The 17,917-nt window shown below is 51.4% G+C and carries 10 protein-coding genes; 4 read left to right on the forward strand and 6 right to left on the reverse strand.

The genetic code is table 11. From position 1 onward, the window contains the following. Positions 1 to 19 precede the first annotated feature (19 nt). On the forward strand, positions 20 to 625 hold the full coding sequence (locus ACKI61_RS12645) for a peptidylprolyl isomerase (RefSeq protein ID WP_407458039.1): 606 nt from the start codon (positions 20 to 22) through the stop codon (positions 623 to 625). A gap of 81 nt (positions 626 to 706) precedes the next feature. Here ACKI61_RS12645 and ACKI61_RS12650 read toward each other — a convergent pair whose 3' ends face one another. From ACKI61_RS12650 to ACKI61_RS12660, 3 genes are all read right to left on the reverse strand, one after another. After that, the gene (locus ACKI61_RS12650; protein WP_407458040.1) at positions 707 to 1,873 is read right to left on the reverse strand and encodes a hypothetical protein; all 1,167 of its coding nucleotides are present in this window, start codon (positions 1,871 to 1,873) and stop codon (positions 707 to 709) included. A gap of 108 nt (positions 1,874 to 1,981) precedes the next feature. Then, the gene (locus ACKI61_RS12655; protein ID WP_407458041.1) at positions 1,982 to 2,860 is read right to left on the reverse strand and encodes an NAD-dependent epimerase/dehydratase family protein; all 879 of its coding nucleotides are present in this window, start codon (positions 2,858 to 2,860) and stop codon (positions 1,982 to 1,984) included. 2 nt (positions 2,861 to 2,862) lie between these two features. Continuing rightward, positions 2,863 to 4,320, reverse strand: coding sequence for a DnaA ATPase domain-containing protein (locus tag ACKI61_RS12660; protein WP_407458042.1), 1,458 nt, complete (start codon positions 4,318 to 4,320; stop codon positions 2,863 to 2,865). Between the two features lie 249 nt (positions 4,321 to 4,569). Between ACKI61_RS12660 and ACKI61_RS12665 the strand changes: the two genes are divergently transcribed. Then, a complete protein-coding gene (locus ACKI61_RS12665; RefSeq protein WP_407458043.1) occupies positions 4,570 to 4,950 on the forward strand; it encodes a zinc-ribbon domain-containing protein in 381 nt (126 codons plus the stop codon). Here the strand turns inward: ACKI61_RS12665 and ACKI61_RS12670 are convergent. Further along, positions 4,947 to 8,867 carry a response regulator gene (locus tag ACKI61_RS12670; protein ID WP_407458044.1) on the reverse strand — a complete coding sequence of 1,307 codons (3,921 nt, stop codon included), beginning with the start codon at positions 8,865 to 8,867 and terminating at the stop codon, positions 4,947 to 4,949. The genes ACKI61_RS12665 and ACKI61_RS12670 overlap by 4 nt on opposite strands. Before the next feature lie 66 nt (positions 8,868 to 8,933). Next, positions 8,934 to 10,001 carry an HD domain-containing phosphohydrolase gene (locus ACKI61_RS12675; RefSeq protein WP_407458045.1) on the reverse strand — a complete coding sequence of 356 codons (1,068 nt, stop codon included), beginning with the start codon at positions 9,999 to 10,001 and terminating at the stop codon, positions 8,934 to 8,936. Positions 10,002 to 10,269: 268 nt separating this feature from the next. Here ACKI61_RS12675 and ACKI61_RS12680 point away from each other — a divergent pair, with 268 nt between their 5' ends. Further along, positions 10,270 to 12,105, forward strand: a complete 1,836-nt coding sequence (locus ACKI61_RS12680; RefSeq protein WP_407458046.1) for a glycoside hydrolase family 43 protein — start codon at positions 10,270 to 10,272, stop codon at positions 12,103 to 12,105. Positions 12,106 to 12,203: 98 nt separating this feature from the next. Then, positions 12,204 to 14,420, forward strand: coding sequence for a 1,4-alpha-glucan branching protein GlgB (gene glgB / locus ACKI61_RS12685; protein ID WP_407458047.1), 2,217 nt, complete (start codon positions 12,204 to 12,206; stop codon positions 14,418 to 14,420). A 197-nt stretch (positions 14,421 to 14,617) separates the two neighbouring features. On the opposite strand, the gene ACKI61_RS12690 is transcribed toward glgB, so the two are convergent. Beyond that, positions 14,618 to 17,806 carry a carbohydrate binding domain-containing protein gene (locus tag ACKI61_RS12690; protein WP_407458048.1) on the reverse strand — a complete coding sequence of 1,063 codons (3,189 nt, stop codon included), beginning with the start codon at positions 17,804 to 17,806 and terminating at the stop codon, positions 14,618 to 14,620. Positions 17,807 to 17,917 lie beyond the last annotated feature (111 nt).

Raw genomic sequence — 17,917 nt, forward strand, 5'->3', positions numbered from 1 at the left:
ACAACAAAAAGGATTTTCCATGAAGATAGCCGACAAGACCGTTGTCCAGATGCACTACACCCTGACCTCCGACGAAGGAGCAGTCATCGACACTTCCGAAGGCCGTGAACCGCTGCAGTACATTCAGGGAGCCCACATGATCGTAGTGGGACTTGAAAAGGCAATGGTCGGCCACGAAGTGGGTGACAAGTTCGATGTCAAGGTGATTCCTTCCGAAGGTTATGGCGAATACAACGAGGAAATGACCCAGGAAGTCCCGCTGGACGTTTTCCAGGGAGTCGATAAGGTCGTAGAAGGCATGATGTTCTACGCCCAGACACCCATGGGTCCGATGCCCATCCGCGTGAAGTCCGTTTCGAGCGACAAGGCCGTCATCGACGCAAACCATGAACTCGCCGGCAAGAACCTGAACTTTGCGATCGAGGTGGTTTCCGTCCGCGAAGCAACCGAAGAAGAACTGAATCCGCAAGGCCACCACTGCTGCTGTGGCGGTAATGGAGACGGCGAATGCAAGTGCGGCGAAGAAGGTCACGAATGCGAATGTGGCGGTGAGGGTCACAAGGAAAACTGCGACGGCAACGGCGGCTGCGGATGCCCCAACCACGATAAGCACCACGGTAAGTAGCGCAGAGCAAATAAGTCACTAAACGAAGGGCTCCCGATGAAAACCGGGAGCCCTTATGATATCGAAAAAGAATAATCCGTATTATTCGTACTGCGGAAGAGTCCAGTCTTCCGGGAATCCCGTCGAGCTTGCATCGTTGTGCTTGTATGTAAATCCCGATTTGGGATCAAGGCCTTCTACAGTTCCTTTCACCGCGGTAGTGCACTCGTCGATGTCGCTACACCTTGTATTTTGCAAGAACAGCTGGTCTCCGTAAACAGTCCAGGTTCCAGATCGTTCCACAGAGGTCTGTCGTCCACTCTTCGCCACAACAGAATAGCTTCCGTCCTTGTTCAGCTTCAGAGTCCAGTCCAGCCCTCCATCGGGAGCGACCCATTCTCCTTCTAGCTTCTTCGAATCGAGTTCCTTAAGCTTGAAGGTAGACTTCTTGCAGTCAAGCGACTGCCCCGTTACCATTGTAAGATTGAAATCAGGGCTCACCTGGGCCGTAGCCATCGAGGACACAGGATTTTCAAAGAAAACCGGAAGCATCAGCAGCTGACTGCGCTGGATATCGTAGTAGCCCGCATACCAGTTGGAAGAATCGCCCTTCGATTCCTCGGCAAGGTAACGCCCCTTGTAGAAGGTATAATCCTGCTTCTTATCGCCATCTTTGCAGGAAAGCTTTACCCCCTGAAGGTCGGAGGCATCCGAAAGCCAGTTATCGGATTTGGTCACATTCGCCTTTTCAACATCGACATAGTCGCCACCGTTCACAGAGACCTGCAACTGATCCTTCTCGTTCATGATGAACTTGAGCATTCCGGACTTTTCGAAGGCATTCTTCATCGCATTGGCGCTCTTCGCATCGGTTCCCATAAAGGAACCGTTTGTCTTTCCATATTCAAGTTCACCATCCTTGAAATCGGAACGGACGGCGATCCACGCCGAATCAGGAATCCAGATAGAGAACACGCCCAACTTGGCACCCGTCGCGAGGTACACATCGGTACCAAACATTTCGCCAAGGTACATATTCTTTTCCAGATCGTCCAAGGTTGCTGCACGGGTACCCTTAGGAGCGTCTTCTTCTTTAGAAGAAGAGGACTTTTCATCGGAGCTTTCGGACGACGAAGACTCTTCGATGCTGGAGCTCACACCATCGTCTCGTTCCACGTTAGATGAATTGTCGTCGCTTCCACAGGCGGCAAACATCATTGAGGTCGCCAATGTTGCCGGAAAAACCATAGAACCAAAAGCTTTTTTCATATTCAAAATCCTTTAGAGCGTCTTCTTTACTCGAATATATACAAAAAATGCGGCAAAAACAAAAAAAATGCAAAAACCGTGACGATAACGACGATTTTTTGCCGCAAATTACAGCGGAGAGCCGGGTTTGTAGCCCAAGTCCCGTTCGGCATCCAAAATATCGGGAGCTGCATCAAATAAAAAACCGGACAAAGCCTGTTCCGCCGTCACGGGGCGGCCTCCGATCCAGCCTTTAAGAACGGCCAATTTTCTTGCAATCCACCAGGGCAAAGGAAGCATCAAATGACGCTTCTTCGCCGCATTTAAAATGGACTGCGCCATTTCCGCCATGTTCATGATGCGCTTCCCTGCCAAAGCGTAGGTTTTCCCGACCGCACGTTCCGAAAGCCCCGCCAAGACAATTCCTTTGACCAAATCGGTGCTCGCTACGGGACGCTTCAGGCATTTACCCCCACCCGGCAAAAAATATACAGGAAAACGACGCACATAGTCGGCATACATGTTAAACTCGATTCCGCCGCCACGACCCACAGGTTCCCCTATCACAAGCGTCGGACGCACGATCGTCCAAGAAATCCCCGAATTTTTAACATAGGACTCCCCCGCAAGTTTACTTTTCGCATACTCCGTCAGGACCGGATAAGTCACCGATATGCTAGACACATAAACCAGACGCGACACCGCGGCCTCCTTGGCCGCAAGCACCACATTGCGCGTCCCACCGGCATTGACATGGTCAAACGCTCCCGGCTTTGTCGAAAGCAGAATGGCTGCTAGATGGTAAACCAGATCAACCCCTACAAACGCTTTACGGATCGATTCAAGATCCGTCACATCGCCATAATAAACCTCCACCCCCACAGGCAAAAACCCAGCCTGGGTATCGCCCGGAAGCGTCAGGACACGCACACACACACCGCGTCCCAAAAGCTCCCGACAGAGCGCCTTCCCTACGACGCCTGCGCCTCCTGTCACCAAAGCAATCATTGCTAGGCTTCCAGCAAATAGCGGATGTCCTTTACCCTGCGGGCAAGGTTTTCGTCTTTATCCATCTGCTTTGTGAGTGACTGAATGGCGGCGATAACAGAGGAATAATCCCTGTTGAAGAAGCTACCAATATCGGCAAGGGAACTGTTCGTCATTTCGCGGCAAAGGAACATGGACACTTTTCTGGGAAGTGTCACCCCGGCATCCTGACGCTTGCTTGTAAGCGAAGTCAAGTCGGAGCCAAATTCCATCGCCACCGTTTCGGCAATACCCTTGACCGACAGCTCCACCACACCGGTTCCTGGTGCGGCCACCAGGCGCTTGACAGCACCCAGGTCGAGATTCTCGGAGCAAAATTCATTCATGGCACGCAACCCGTTCAACATACCTTCGATGACTCGCACATTTTCGCGCGGCGGAAGCGACAGGAACCGACAAATTTCGTCGCGGTCCTTGTCGAGGAACGGAATGTTCATGGACTTCTTCTGGATAAGCTTCATGCGTGTATTCAAGTCGGGCACGTCGATGCCCACTGCCACACAAGATTCGAGCGGCGCCAAAAGCCTTGCAGAAATATGCGGAATCGCACCTCCATTTTCCTGGATTGTAGAATCCGCTTGCGTTTTCCTGAACTCCGACGGGTGTCTATCCGAAGAGAAAACGACCTGCTTGCCCATGGAACGCAGGTGCTTGACTAGAACGGCAAGCCTTTCCTGGCTAATGGTCTTCTTGCTTTCCAAAAGCTGTACATCGTCAAAAAGCAGTACATCGCAACGCTCGTACTTTTCCATGAATGCGTTCGCAAGCTCACGAACATTGCCGGTCTTTGCCTTGAGCGCTTTAGAAACAGCCGTCGCGTCGCTCAAGAAATCGTAGGCATGGCAGTAGACAACCTTCGTCTGCGGGCGTGCCTTGAGCATATAGGCCGCAATGGACTGCAACAGGTGCGTCTTGCCTAGGCCAGACTTGCCGTAGACAAACAGCGGGTTGAGCGCCGGGTCACCCGGCTTTTCAGCTACCGCCTTGCAGGCCTCGCATGCGGTAAAGTTGCTGTCACCTTCGATAAAGTTTTCAAAAGTATAGCCCGCATAAAGTGAGAGTTTGATACGGGGAGCACGCTTCTTGGGGCGTTCCACAACCACAGGCGCCACAGGAGCGACCCGGGGAAATACCACCTTATTTGCCACTTGAGGGACAATTCGAATTGAAAAATCAACAAAACTAGATCCCAGAACAGACGAAAACGCCTTGTGCATGATATCTGCATAATGGGACTTGATCCAGTTTTCACGGAATTCATCGGGAACAGAAAGCTGGACTACGCCATCTGCAAAACCGTCATAGGAGACGATGTCCAGCATATCAAGGCCCAAATAATCTTTACAATCTACACGCAGGCGTTCAAGGACCGCCTGCCAGACCGAAATTCCAGATTCAACTAAAGAAACAACGTTTGTCACAATCTACCAATCATCTAAAAAGCAAGATGAAAATTAGAAACGGACTTTCCAAAAAGAGCGACATCAAAATTTTTTTTTTTGAAAATGCCTTTTTTCTTACAAAAAAAAGCAAAAAAAATATTTTCCCATAAATTCCCCTATTTTTGCAAGAAAATCACGCCTTTAATCACTCTACAATCAAGATACACTCCCTATGATTAGAACAACTTATCAACAGAAAAATTTTGAACCATCTCTTGACAAAAAAAAATGAAAATTTTTGCTCAAAAAAGCACCATCCATTTTAATAACATTTCAGCAAAACGGCCTTTTTTGACAAAAAACGGCAATTTTTCACAGAAATCATTGACTATCATAGATTTAGCCATAAGCTTAAAATTTTACTATATTTATAATATGATTTGCCCCCATTGCCACTCCTCACTAGACGATAAAGCCACATTTTGCCCACACTGCGGGAGTGACAAAGAGACCGGTTGGTCTGAAGGGGCCGAATTCTCGGATCTCGAGACCCCGGACTACAACGAAATCGTCGAAAAAGAATTCGGTAAAAAGAAAGCAAACCCCGTAGCTATCGTAGCGGCAATTATAGTCGCCTTTGCTTTTATTGCCGCCATGGTACTACACTAGGCGGAGAACGTCTTTTCGATTTTTTCCAGAGTTTCGGCTGCTTCAGTAAAGCTGTAATCGTCGATGAGTTCCTTGAGCTTGCGCAAAAGGGCTTCCCTGCTACTGTCGAAGGCGATGTTGTCAATTTCTTCAAGGATGCGCTTGCATTGTGTCGAAGAACAAGTATCAATGGCATCCTTTAGCGAGTTCACCGCCGCCATCAGCTTCTTTTCGGCTTCAGGATCTACCTGCTTCTGAACGGTTGAGTTCTGCTCAGAAACAATATCCCTTAAAACAATGTCAAGATCTTCGACAAGAGAATGTAGGTTTTCCTCGAAGACATTGTACTCGCTAAAGTTGCACTGTTTCTGCTCCAGTTCCGATTCAAGCGCCGCCGCGAGCGTCTGCACATGAGTTGAACCAATGGTTCCACAGAGTCCCTTGATCGTATGGACGATGCGGGTTGCTTCTTCGTAGTGGAACTGTTCGATAAGCCCCCTCAAGTTGAACGAGTTGCCGCCATAGTCGCGCACGAAACCATGCAGAATCTTGAGATACATGTTGCGGTTGTTGTTGGCATGGTAGAGTCCCGATTCTGCATCGAAATTCTTGACCTTCTGGAAATACGACAGGAACATTTCGTCATCCTGCGAAACATTCTGGTCCATCGAGTCGGTCGACGTGCGCTGCGTTTCAGCCGCCACCGGAAGGAACTTCGCCATTTCCTCGTAAAGAATCGTCGGGTCGATCGGCTTGACGATATGGGCGTTCATGCCCGCTTCAAGGCACTCCTCGGTATCTTTCTGGAAGGCCCTTGCACTCATCGCAAGAATAGGCACTTTCTTGAAGTACTCGTCGTCGCGGGCACGGATTTCGCGGGTAGCCGTAAGCCCATCCATAATGGGCATCTGGATATCCATGAGCACCAGGTCGAAGGCATCCTTCTTGAGCTGTTCCAGAGCCTCTTTACCGTTATTTGCGATCATCGCGGTAAGGCCAACACTGTTCAGGAGCGACACGGCCAGTTCCTGGTTCATCTGGTTATCTTCGACCAGAAGGATCTTCGCTTCCTTGAAGTAGATCTTACCCTTTTCCTTCTTTTCCACCTTCTTGTAAGAGAGCGGATAGCCAAAAGCCTCCTGTAGCGCACTCAAGAGGGTGCTAATCTGGAGCGGCTTCGAGACAAAGCTGTTAAAGCCTAAATTCTTCGCGGTATTCAGCTCGTTTTCATCGAAATGAATCGGGTGCATCAACACCTTCGGAATCGATTTCATGTTCTCGTTCAGGCCGTGCACAAAGTCAAATCCATTCAAAATCGGCATTCCATAATCGACCAGGAACAGATCGTAAGGAGCCTCCTTCGCCTCTTCGTGAGCCTGAATCAAGTCGAGAGCTTCGTCCACGGAGCTTGCCTCCTCGACGACGCACTGTAGCCTTGTCAAATAGTGGCGGAGCACCGTTCTCAAGTTCGCGCAGTCATCCACCAGCAAGATGTTCTTGTTGCGCAGCTGCGTCTCGCTCTTCCACTTGGGCTCTCCCGCCTGGTTTGCAATCGGGAGCGTTATCGTAAAGTAGAACTGGGAACCTTCGCCGGAGACGCTTGAAACCTGCATCTGGCCACCCATCAATTCTACAAGCGACTTGGAAATCACAAGACCTAGGCCCGTACCGCCATACTTGCGTGTAGTAGAGCCGTCCGCCTGGGTGAACGCATTGAAAAGCCTGCCTAGCTGTTCGGGGGTCATGCCGATACCCGTATCGCTCACGCAGAAATACAGCTTGACCGAATTGTTCACCATCTGCTGCAGCTTCACGCTGAGCGTGATACTACCCTTCTCGGTGAACTTCGTCGCATTGTTGATGAGATTTGTAAAGATTTGTGATAGTCGGAGCGGGTCACCCATCAATATTTCAGGAATATCCGGATCCACATCCACAATCAGCTCTATCGGGCGACCGGCGATACGCACTTCGGCAAGCGCCGCCACTTCGCCAATCACGTCCTGCAGCACAAGCTGCGTAATTTCCAGGTCCTGTTTCTTCGCTTCAATTTTTGAGAAGTCAAGGATGTTGTTGATGATCCCAAGCAGGGATTTTGCGGCATGGCTGATACGTTCGACAAAGCCGCGCTGGTGGTTGTCAAGTTCTGTTTCAGAAATAAGATGCGCCATACCGATAATCGCATTCATCGGCGTGCGGATTTCATGGCTCATGTTCGCAAGGAATTCACTCTTCGCTTGCGTCGCCTGTTCCGCAATTTCGCGCGCCGCCACCACTTCCGAGATGTCGATCATCGAAAGCATGTAGCCCACAACCGTCTCCTGGACCTTCAGGGTGCAACCCTCGCCACGGAACCAGGTCTCCACGGAGCCATTTTCTGGCTTGAGCATAAAGGAATCTTTCCAGACCTCGTCTTTCTCGTACGAGGCAATCATCGCCTTGATCATCGATTCCGGAAGCCCCATGTCCTTGAGTTCGTTTATTGAAAGCCCCACAAAGGAACGCCATTCCTTATTGAGGAATTCAGCGAGCTGCCTGGACATATACTTGACATGCAGATTTTTGTCGAAAATGACCAAGATAGAATGGTCGCCCGAAAGCATGATCGTATCAAGGATGGTATCCTTCTGGATCCCGCTCGTCTCGTCGCTCACCATGATCAGGAATCTCGTTGCACCGTTGTCTTCGACAAGGGCCTGGAACGACATACCCCACCATGCCACTTCCCCATCGGAATTCTGTACCCGCACAATCGTCTTGCGTTCGCTTGCCAACATCTGGCCGCCCATCGCCACGCGGTGTGCAAACTTCTTGAACGCATCGGAAGTGAAATACTTGAACAGGCTCTCTTCCTTTATGTCTTCGCCATTGTTCAAGAAGTCAACGACACGGGCACTTGCATGCAAGATATCGAAATTTTCGTTGGTCAATATGATGGTAAAGTTGTCGCCCTTCCACAAAAGCGTATCGAAAAGCGTACTCGAATTTACGCTGTCGTTCAAGTCGCGCTGGATAAATCGGCGGAAAAGGATATGCGATACAAGGGCTGCAAGCCCCATCATCAGGAAAACGCAGATGGCGACAACGCCAAACACCGTCGTCGCATGGTTGTCGATGTTTGCGGCAATCTTGTTGTGCTGACTCACATGGACCAGGTAGAAGGGCAACTGCTTCAGCGGCGTCACCATAAAGATCAGCTGCTGACGGTGCTCGTTTGCCTTCTCGAAGCGTAGAATACGTCCGTCCATCAATGTGTCTGAACTGAATTTGGATGACACTAGCTGCAACAGGCTTTCAACGCTATCCTGCAAGACCTTGCCACGGTTGGTTTCGTAAGGGAAATAGGTGAAAAGGTTGTCGTTATCGCTACCGACAAGCATCGTGATGCCGCCTTCTTCCTTGGCAAGTCCGCCCATAGACAGGCGAACCTTGTGCAGGCTCAGGTCTTCGGCCACCGCACCGCGGAACTTATGATTCTTGTCCCAGATAGGGTAAGAAAGGGTCAGTACCTGCTTGTTCAGGTCCTTGCGGATCGACGGACCCGTATAGGCAAGTCCCCTTTTGCGAGATGCTTCCAGGTACCAGCCCGTGGTGCGGAACTCAGATTTTCCACTTTCGAGCTTGATTCCTTTTCCCGACGCAAAGTCCCCGTCGCGATTACCATAATAGATGTCGACAATACCTTCGGAACCCTGAATCGACTTTGAAAGCAATGGCTTTATCGCGTTATCCTTGGTGGCCTGCTGGATTCGCTTGCTAAGATTAAGGAATTTATCCTCGTTTTCTTTCAGGAGAGCTTCGATTTCGGTCTGTACACGGTCATGGAGCGCCGTTTCGGTATTGGCAACCGCGGAATCCACGAGCATGGCCCGCACCGCATAAGCAAAGATAATGACCAAGATAACCGCCGCAAGAAACGTCGGAAGGACATAAACCATAGAGATACGGTTTCGCAAACGGCGGCGCTGCGCATTGAGCGGATTATAAGTCAAAATCTCTCCCTACTACGATTCTTCCTTGAACCGTTCATAAATTTCTGGGAATTGCGATTCTAGAGCCATAAAGGCATCGACGACATCGGGGTCGAACTGCGTACCCTTCCCTTCAAAAATTTCCTTCACCGCCACTTCGTGCGGGTAAGCTTCCTTATAAGGTCTACGTGACACCAGGGCGTCATAAACATCGGCAACTGACATCAGACGAGCTCCCACCGGGATATCGTCACCCTTGACACCGTTGGGATACCCATGACCATCGTAGCGCTCATGGTGATTCAGGATAATTTCTGCAGAAATACGTACCAGCGGATGATCCTTGAGTTCATGCGTCGCATTCACAAGCACGTCGTAACCCATCTGGGCATGCGTACTCATCACCGCCCATTCTTCTTCGTTCAGACGAGCAGGCTTGCGCAAAATTTCATCGGGAATGCCCACCTTGCCTATGTCGTGCAAGGGCGCGGCCGTGGCATAGTAGTCAATGTATTCCTTGTTCGGAATGGCATCCTTGAAGCGCGGATGGTTCTGCAACTTTTCGGCAAGCATCTGCACTAGCACCTGGGTACGCTTGATATGCGCACCGGTTTCAGGGTCGCGGTATTCGGCTAGCGCACCGAGGCTCGTGAGCATGACCTTCAAGGTATTGCGCAGGTCGACCGTCTTTTCTTCGACAAGTTCCTGCAAGTGGTCGCGCTGGTGCTTGAACTCCAGCTGATTCTTGATGCGCAACTGCACCAAATTCGGGTGGAACGGCTTGGTGATATAGTCTACGGCACCAAGGTCGAGCCCCATCTGCTCACTCTTGGAATCGGCCTTGGCTGTAAGGAACAATACGGGCGTATTGTTCACCAAATTCTTTTCATTCATCTGCCGGAGGGTTTCGTAACCATCCATTTCAGGCATCATCACATCAAGTAGAATCAGGTCGGGCTTCACCTTTTCGGCAAGCATCAGGCCTTTTTTTCCATCCAAGGCGACAAAGACATCATATTCGCCCGACAAAATGCCTTCGAGCACTTCTATGTTTGTTTTGGTGTCGTCAATAACTAAAATTTTTGCGCGGGATCGATCCATATATCCGTAATATAGCGTTATTCTTAAGAAATAGAACAAATTGTTTTATTCCAACTTGGAATAATATGCTTTTTTTTTGCAAAAAAGCCAATTTGCAACTTTTTTATATGTTTTTTCAATCATTTTTTGTGATTTTAGCCACAATGTTCCTTGACAAATTGTCCTTTATTTTTGTTTTTTTGCTATAGAAAGTCGATTTCTAGAATTATATTTTAGACAAATTTGGTGTGCAGGCTATTTTGGGTAATAGGCAAAAAGGAGAAGACCTATGCATCGCATATTCATAATGACATTCATTGCACTGGGGAGCGTATTTGCACAGGAGGTTGTTTTGGCCCCCTTCATACAGGCCATAAACGATCTTCAACTCGGAAACGAAATAAACGACCTCTACACAGACCTTGAACTCCCCGATACCATATCTACCTATGGCCATTACCCCGTGACCTGGGAAAGTTCCGACACGCTATTCTTGGGACATGACGGACACGTCAACGGCCGCCTAGTGGGCGAAAACCACGAAGTAATCCTTACGGCAAGCATTACCGATGTAGAAGCCCCCTACCGCACCGAAAAAAAACAATTTGCAGTTTCTATCCACGGCTACGAGCCCTACTCCAACTACCTTTTCGCCTATTTTCCGTCAAACGACAACGAAAATATATACTACGCACTGAGCAACGATGGGTATAACTTTACCCCCATGAACAACGGCAAGCGCGTGGTGGCCGCCGACACGGTGAGCATCAAGAAGGGGCTCCGCGACCCGCATGTACTGCGCGCGCCTAACGGCTGGTTCTACATGGTGAATACCGACATGAAAAGCGCCGAGGGTTGGGCGAGCAACCGCGGCATGGTACTCATGCGCTCCCGCGACCTGATCAATTGGGAACACAGCACGATACACTTCCCGGAGCGCTACAAGGGCAAGAATTTTGCGAACGTGACCCGCGTGTGGGCACCGGAAACCTTCTGGGACGACACCTACGAAAACAAAGACGGCACCAAGGGCCGCCCGCTGGTGTACTTTTCGCTGTTGACAAACGACGGCACCATCGCCTACGACAAGGTCTATTTTGCCTACGCGAACGAGAACTTTACCGACCTCGAAAGCGACCCCATACACTTCTTTGACCGCGGCAAGTCGACCATCGACATGGATATCGTCTACAACCCGGTGGACAAGTTCTACCATGCCTTCTACAAGAACGAGGGCGACGGAGGAATCTGCAAGGTCAGAGCGCAGTCGCTCACCTCATCGAACCACACGAAGGCCCCGAGCTGGCTATACCAGTGCAAAAGTGCACTCCAGCAAACGACCGAAGCTGTGGAAGGTGCGGGCGTATTCAAGCTTATCAACCAGAACAGCTGGATACTCATGTACGACTGCTATATGAACGGGCATTACCAGTTCACGAGCAGCACCGACCTTGAAAATTTCAAGTTCGTGCAGGACACCAAGACGAGTGGCGCATTCACGCCCCGCCACGGGACAATCATCCCGGTCTCCGCCGAAGAGACCGCAAAACTCATGAAGGCCTTCCCCACCCCGGATTTCGAACCGCGTGTGATAGAAATTCCCGATTCTATCGGTGTATGCGACGGAAAGAAGGTTGTCGCCCCGTGCAGCGGCACTAAGATCACCCCCTACATCAAGGTGGACGACGGCGGCTGGAGCGAAACGCTCGACCTGAAAGTCGCAAAAGGGGCCACGGTGCAGTTCGGCCCGCATCCGTGGGACGGCAAGGTCTGGAGCTGGGAAGGCCCGAACGGATTCAAGTCCACTACCCGCGAAAATTCACTCAAGAACGTGGACGGAGACTTTAGCGGCTACTACACCGTAGTTTACACGAACGAGACCGGTTGCAAAAGCCGGGCAAGAATCAAGCTTGTGGTAGATGACCCAGACAAGCCCTTCGTCGATACCGTGACAACAGCTGTTTCTGCAAGGTATAGCGACATTCACGGAAAACCAATGCGTTCCCTTTACTACGACATGCTTGGGAACCATTTGAAGGGCATTCCGCAAAACGGAATCTACCTACGCAAGAGCATCTACGATACCGGAAAAGTGAAAATTGATGTAATTCGGAATCGAAAGTAGTTTTTTACACTTCCTTGTCATCAAAAGATTCGTTTAAGTTATATTTTACTTGGAAAAACGCCTATCGTAAGATAAGGTTCAATTTAAAGGAGTAGTGTATGGAATGGAATGATTTCACCAGTCTTACCGCAGAAGAGATGCGGGCCATTTGGGACTTTAATACGAAAGATCCTTTTTCGATATTGGGAATCCATCCGCTAAATACCGACCGTGGCATCAAGACCGTGATTCGCGCCTACCAGCCGCAAGCAAGCTACATCCGAGGCGAATCCTGTGACGGGGAATTCGAATTTGACTTCATGAAGATCGGCAACACCGGATTTTTCGAAGCCATCATCGACAAGGAATACGAACCGTTCTTTTATAACTTGATCATTCGCCAAGACGACGGCAACGAATACACGCTCACCGACCCCTACGCATTCCTCCCTGTACTTAGCGACTTTGATCGCCACTTGATTTCGAGCGGCACGCACTACGAACTCTACCGCAAGCTGGGCGCAAACCTCGTAGAACACCAGGGCTTCAAGGGAGTCCACTTCGCCGTCTGGGCTCCGAACGCCCGCGCGGTCTCCGTGGTCGGCAGCTTCAACAGCTGGGACGGCCGACGCAACCAGATGCGTATGCTTGGCTCAACCGGCATTTGGGAAATTTTCATTCCAAACATTGGCGAAGGCGAACTCTACCGCTACGAGATTCACGGCGCCGACGGCAACCTGCATGTGAAAGTGGACCCTCTCGCAAAGCTCAGCGAAGTCCGCCCGGCAACCGCCTCCATCACCACGCACCTCGATGGCTACGAATGGGGCGACGACCTTTACATGTCTACGCACTGGGCTACCAAGGTTTTCGGTTCGCCCATGAACATTTACGAAGTCCACGCCGGTTCCTGGCGCCGCGACCCCGCGAATCCGGATCGTTTCTTGAACTGGGACGAACTTGCAGAAACCTTGATTCCGTACCTCAAGGAAATGGGCTACACCCACGTGGAATTCTTGCCGCTCGCTGAACACCCGCTGGACGAATCTTGGGGCTACCAGGTGACCGGCTACTACTCCCCCACCAGCCGCTACGGCACGCCGGACCAGTTCAGGCATTTTGTGGATCTTTGCCACCAGAACGAAATCGGCGTGATTGTGGACTGGGTTCCGGCACACTTCCCCAAAGACGCCCACGCCCTCGGACGTTTTGACGGCACCGCCTGTTACGAACATGCCGACCCGCGCCAGGGTGAACACCCGCACTGGGGCACCTACATCTTTAACCTGGGCCGCAACGAAGTCAAGAACTTCCTTATCGCAAACGCCATGTACTGGCTCAAGGAATTCCACTGCGACGGCCTGCGTGTGGACGCCGTGGCATCGATGCTTTACCTCGACTACGGCAAGGGCCCAGGCCAGTGGGTACCGAACAAGGACGGCGGCAACATCAACTACGATACGCTCGAATTCCTGAAGCACCTGAACAGCATCATGGGCCGACTCACGCCGCATGCGATTTTGATTGCCGAAGAATCCACCAGCTTCCCGAGCATTACGCGCCCGCCTGAACAGGGCGGTCTCGGCTTCCACTACAAGTGGAACATGGGCTGGATGAACGACTTCCTCAGCTACATCCAGCACGAACCGATTCACCGCAAGTACCACCACAACCAGCTGACCTTCAGCATGGTGTACGCCTACAGCGAAAACTTCATCCAGGTGTTCAGCCACGACGAAGTGGTGCACGGCAAGGGTTCGATGCTAGGCAAGATGCCGGGCGACAACTGGCAGAAGTTTGCAAACCTCCGCCTCACCTACGCCTTCCAGTATGCGCACCCGGGCAAGAAGCTCAACTTCATGGGCAACGATTTCGGCCAGTTCCGCGAATGGAACGAAAAGCGCTCCCTCGACTGGCACCTGGTCAGCTGGGATAGCCACGGCAAGCTCCTGCAGATGATGAAGGTTTTGAACCACCTGTACAAGGAAAACGCGCCCTTCTGGGAAATCGACCATTACTACACCGGTTTCGAATGGATCTGGTGCGACGACGCCGACAATTCCATCGTGAGCTTTGTGCGCAAGGACGACCACGGGAACCAGATTCTGTGCGTATTCAACTTCACGCCGGTGGTCCGCAACGACTACCGCCTGGGCGCTCCGACTCGTGGCAAGTGGAAAGAAATCTTCAACACCGATTCCGACATGTTCGGCGGATCCAACGTGGGTAACTTCGGCGAAGTCTGGACGCAGGACATTCCGTGGCAGAACCGCCAGTGGAGCCTGAATATCAAGCTCCCGCCGCTGGCCGCAGTCTACTTCCGCCTGGAACGATAAAAGAGTAGACGGTAGGAAGTAGACAGTAAACAGTGATTAGTGGTTAGTAATCATCAGTAAAAAATTTAGCCGCGGGCAAATGCCTGCGGCTTTTCGTTTATACAGCCGACTTATTAGCCGGATTTAAAAGAACGCCCCGGCAAAGCCGGGGCGTTTCTCACAGGAGGATTCCGGCGGTTAAGCCGGAATGATAATCCTTATTCCACCGTGATGAGCGTGATGGTGCGCTTGCCAACCTTGATCGGCTTAGACACATCAACACCCTTCTTGGCCTTCTTGGACGGATCGTTTGCCCAGCCTTCTTTGAGCTTTTCGGAGCTCTTGTCAAGCGTCTGGACGGTGGCCTTACCCTTGAAGCCCGGAATGTTCAACTTGAGTTCGTAGTCGCTGTACGGGCTCTTGTTGATCACGAGGAGGCTCTTCTTCTTGCCGTTTTCGGTGTAGTAGGTCGTGATGAGCGATTCCTTGTCACCGGAAATTTCGGTCTTGAGGAGCTTGCCGCGGAGAGCGTCAGAGGCCATCTGGAATGCCCAGTAGCTCGGACGCGGGCAGTTCATGCATTCTTCTGCAGAACGGGTCAGGTAACCGTAGTCACCGCCTTCCGGAGTGATGTCGTTGTGGATATCCCAGTACTGTGCGTTGTCCACGTTTTCGGTGGCGAGCATAGCGAGGTAGTCAGCAACGAACAGACCGTTTTCGAGAGCGATGGTCTGCGGACCCGGGTTGAAGTCCACGGAGTTCCATTCGGTGAGCCAGAGTTCAATCTTCTTGTCCTTCTTGAAGTGGCTGGTCCACTTGTCCACAACCTTGTGGAGACGGCTGTAGATCGGAACGAGGTCCTGCGGAGCAGAGAGCATGGCGAAGTCGTTTTCTTCACCGAAGTGCTGCGGGTAATGGTGAACAATGAGACCGTCGGCAATGTCGCCGGTTTCCTTGAGCACGTTGTCGTTCCACTGGCCATCGAGCACGCCGAGCACGGCCACCTTAATGGTCGGGTCAACCTTCTTCATGGCTTCAATGAACTTGCGAGCGCGCTTACCATAAATGGTACCGCCGTCCTTACCATACTTTTCATAGTACGGGTGCCAGTTACCATAGACTTCGTTACCGATTTCCCAGTAAACGATGCCGGCCTTCTTGTCAATGTTGGTGTGCTTCACCCAAGCGGCGGCTTCCTGTTCGGTGCCGGAACCGAAGTTCACGGTGAACATGGCGTTAGAACCGGTCTTCTTCAACCAGGCGAGGAATTCGTCGGTATCGACCATCCAGTCGTGGTTGTCGAGGATTTCCTTCCAGTGGTCGTCATCGGCACGGAGACCACCCGGATAGCGGATGATGCCGTGGTTGATGCGCTTGGCGTATTCAGCAGTCTGGACCTTGAACTTCGGATTGTCGAGCATGTCGCCATCCCAGAGGGCAGCGTTGATACCGAAGAGGCCACCCGAGATGTTCGGGTTGATGACATCGCCGGTACCCTTGACTTCAACCTTCACGAGAGCCGGACGGTCAGCAGCCTTGACTTCCTTCTGGTTGGTGAGCTTGATGTTGTCGATTTCGAAAGAACCGTTAGAGCCTTCTCCACCCGGTTTGAAGTCGAGAGAGACAACGCCCTTGAGGTCGAACACGCCGTTTTCCTTGGCGGTAGGCGGCTGGTAGTACGGGAACTTGGAGAAGGTGCGGAACGGCACGATCACCGTGGTACGACCGCGAGGAACACCCGTGTTGGAAACGAAGAGTTCGTTACCAGCGTCGCCGATCTGAACCGTGATGGACTGCCATGCGCGTTCGGAGTAGACGTCGAACATGATGCCCCAGTGGTTCGTCCAGTCGCGCTGCTTGTTGTCGTGGTTGGCAGTGTTCTTGGTGAAGTCAAGCACGAAGTCGACCCAGTCGGACATTTCGAAGTGCTTGATGTAGAGGCTGTTGCCATCGAGCTTGGAAGTCTTATACGGCATTTCGATTTCGGCCTTGGACTTCGGACCGAAAGACGGTTCCCATTTGTCCTTGGCGAACTTGCCTTCGAAGTCAGAAATCACGACATCCGGAGCCTTGGACTTCCAGTTATCCCACTTGATATCCGGGTCAACCCAGTCGATATTTTCGGTGAAGGTAATCTGGTCCACAAAGATGGTCACAGGAGCCGGCTTGCCCGGTTCGCCCTGGTTTTCACCCTTGCCCACAGAGAAACGGATTTCCTGAATCTTGTTCCACTGCACGTCCTTGGCAACTTCGGCCTGCTTGTTAGCGTCCCAAGCCTTACCCTTGTCGCCGAACTTCTTCAGAGGAATCTTCACGAGCTTCCAGTCAGTGCCGACCTTGGAGCCTTCGATCCAGTCGTTCAGGCTAATCTTGGTCTGGCTCTTGATGTCGTTGCCCTGGTTGTCGAGGATACCGACATACACCTTTTCGCCGCCGAGCTTACCCTTGATCCAGAAGTAGAGACCACCCTTGTTACGCACCTTGGAAAGGTCAATGTACTTGCCTTCGCCAAGAGAGTAGGTCACGCCGGACCAGTCGTTGTTATCGATGTAGAGGGCGAGCACGTTCTTGTTGCCAGCCGTCTTGGAATCAGCTTCGCGCTGGGCGGAAAGACCACCGTAGCTGTAGCTGAAGCCCTTGAGACCATCGGAATAGAACACGCCATTAGCAACCGGCTTAGCCTTGCCGTCAAGCTTTTCGGGGTTCTTCGGTCCGTTGATGACGTCGTTGTTTTCATCCCAGTAGACGATCTTCTTCTTCGGGGCAGCCTTCTTGTTGCCCTTCACGATTTCGATGTTGTCCACCCAGATTTCGAAATCAGATGCACCGCTCTTGTCGATAGAGAAGCGGATTTCGGCAATCTTGTCCCAGTCGATACGGGCCGGGAATTCAGACTTGCGGGTGTTGTCCCAGTACAAGCCACGATCCGGGAAGTCCACGAGAGGAATGGAAACCTTCTTCCAATCCGTCGTCACGGCACCGCCCTGGATGTACTTGTTCATCGGAAGAACGACCTGAGTCTTCTTGCCATCAGAAATTTCTTCATCCAAGAGGCCAACCTTAACGGCTTCGCCACCCTTCTTGCCCTTGATCATGAATTCGATCTTGGAGTCGAGCATGAACTTGTTCAGGTCGAAGGTTTCATTGTAAAGGCAAACAGAAGCGCCCGAATATTCGCTCGGGTCAAGCTTGATGTTCAAGGCAGCCTTAGACTTGTAGCCGCCGTCTTTAGTAATGGTGATACCCTTGCTCTTGCCGCCGTATGCGTAGTCAAAGCCCCCCGGACGATACTGTTCGTCGAAGAACTTGTAAGGAACTACACGCGGAGCTTTCGGCTGAGCCATTGTAGCCGAGACACCAAAGCCGAGGAGGGCGACGGTAGCGGCAGTCAATGTACGCTTCATCATATGATCGTGTCCTTTTAGTTGTGTTTTTAGTTTGATTTTGAAATTAAAAATTTTTCGTCAAAAACGGTTCTTCTGCATGCAAAGTCGCGTTTACAGATTGAACCGCTTAGG

Origin of the sequence: Fibrobacter sp., from assembly GCF_045601785.1 — a bacterium.
GTDB lineage: Bacteria > Fibrobacterota > Fibrobacteria > Fibrobacterales > Fibrobacteraceae > Fibrobacter.